The organism is Oleisolibacter albus (assembly GCF_003336875.1).
Classification (GTDB): Bacteria; Pseudomonadota; Alphaproteobacteria; order Azospirillales; family Azospirillaceae; genus Niveispirillum; species Niveispirillum album.
Map to the genome: position 1 here is coordinate 1 of NZ_QGNJ01000038.1, position 1,370 is coordinate 1,370.

The following is a 1,370-nucleotide window of genomic DNA, read 5'->3' on the forward strand; positions in this document are numbered from 1 at the left end:
TGGACTGCCCCCCTAAACTGGGACATCTGGAAAAGCTACAGTTCTCTTGAGAGGAGAGGGCTGATGGGCAAGCGACGTAGTTTAGAGGAGAAGTTGGCTGCGTTGGCGCGGGTTGAGGCCGGAGAGAACCCGCGGTCTCTGGCCGAGGAGATCGGGTCGAGCTTTGGCCAGATTTACCGGTGGCGTCGGGCGTATCTGGCGCGGGGAGAGGCTGGGCTGGGCCGTGGCGCGTTGAAGGCGGCGCTGACGGGGGCTGCGGCGCCCTTGGTGCCGACGGCCCGGCGGCCCGGGGTGGAGAGTGATGCGGAGCGGATTGCGCGGCTTGAGCGCAAGATTGCCCAACAGGCGCTGGAGTTGGATTTTTTCGAGACCGCCTTGCGGCATGTCGAGGGGTCGAGCCGGCCGGGCAGCGGTCCTGGCTTGACGGCGTCCACGCCGGCATCCGGGCGTCGGCGCGGCGGCAAGGCGGGTTGAGCGTGTCCCGGATGTGTGCGTTGGCCGGGGTGGCCCGATCGGGCTTCTACCGGGCTTGGCAGGCGTCGGCGCCGGGGGCGGAGGAGACGGACCTGCGGGACGAGGTGCAGCGGCTGGCGCTGGCGCACCGGCACTACGGTCACCGGCGGATCGCGGCGCTGCTGCGGCGGGCGGGGCGGGTGGTGAACCGCAAGCGTGTGCTGCGGCTGATGCGCGAGGACAACCTGCTGTGCCTGCGGCGCAAGGTGTTTGCGCCGGCGACCACGGACTCCCGGCACGGCTGGACGGTGTGGCCGAACCTGGCGCGGCATCTGCGGACGACGGGGACCGACCAGCTCTGGGTGGCCGATCTCACTTATGTGCGGCTGGCCGAGGGCTTCTGCTATCTGGCGGTGGTGCTGGACGCGCACAGTCGGCGGGTGGTGGGCTGGGCACTGGACGGCCACCTGCGGGCCGAACTGGCGCTGGCGGCACTGGACATGGCGCTGGCGGACCGCCGGGTGGAGCCCGGGCAGCTCGTGCACCATTCTGACCGGGGGGTGCAGTACGCCTGCGGGGACTATGTGGGTAGGCTGAGGGGCCGGGGCATTCAGCCAAGCATGAGCCGGGTGGCGTGCCCCTATGACAATGCCATGGCGGAAAGCTTCATGCGGACGCTGAAGCGCGAGGAGGTCGATGGGCGCGCCTACCGCGACATGGAAGAGGCCCGGGGGCACATCGCCAAGTTCATCGAGGAGCAGTACAATCGCCAACGCCTCCACTCGGCGCTCGACTACCTGAGCCCGGTGGAGTTCGAGGCACAGGACGAACCACCAGTGCCGCCCGGCCGGGCGGCACTGGTGGCGGAAACCATGCTGTAGCTTTTGCGACATGTCTCAATGATGGGGTGCAGTCCA

General features: G+C 68.9%; 2 protein-coding genes. Both read left to right on the forward strand.

What is annotated here, in order from left to right:
- Window positions 1-63 precede the first annotated feature (63 nt).
- Complete coding sequence (locus DK368_RS21150) at window positions 64-474, forward strand: helix-turn-helix domain-containing protein (protein ID WP_114395950.1); 411 nt, start codon at window positions 64-66, stop codon at window positions 472-474.
- Between the two features lie 11 nt (window positions 475-485).
- Window positions 486-1,334: an IS3 family transposase gene (locus DK368_RS21155; RefSeq protein WP_114395951.1), complete on the forward strand. Its 849-nt coding sequence runs from the start codon at window positions 486-488 to the stop codon at window positions 1,332-1,334.
- Window positions 1,335-1,370 lie beyond the last annotated feature (36 nt).

Coding starts and splice junctions, on each gene's coding strand:
- DK368_RS21155 (WP_114395951.1), top strand. CDS start 486: ATGTGTGCGTTGGCCGGGGTGGCCCGATCGGGCTTCTACCGGGCTTGG.
- DK368_RS21150 (WP_114395950.1), top strand. CDS start 64: ATGGGCAAGCGACGTAGTTTAGAGGAGAAGTTGGCTGCGTTGGCGCGG.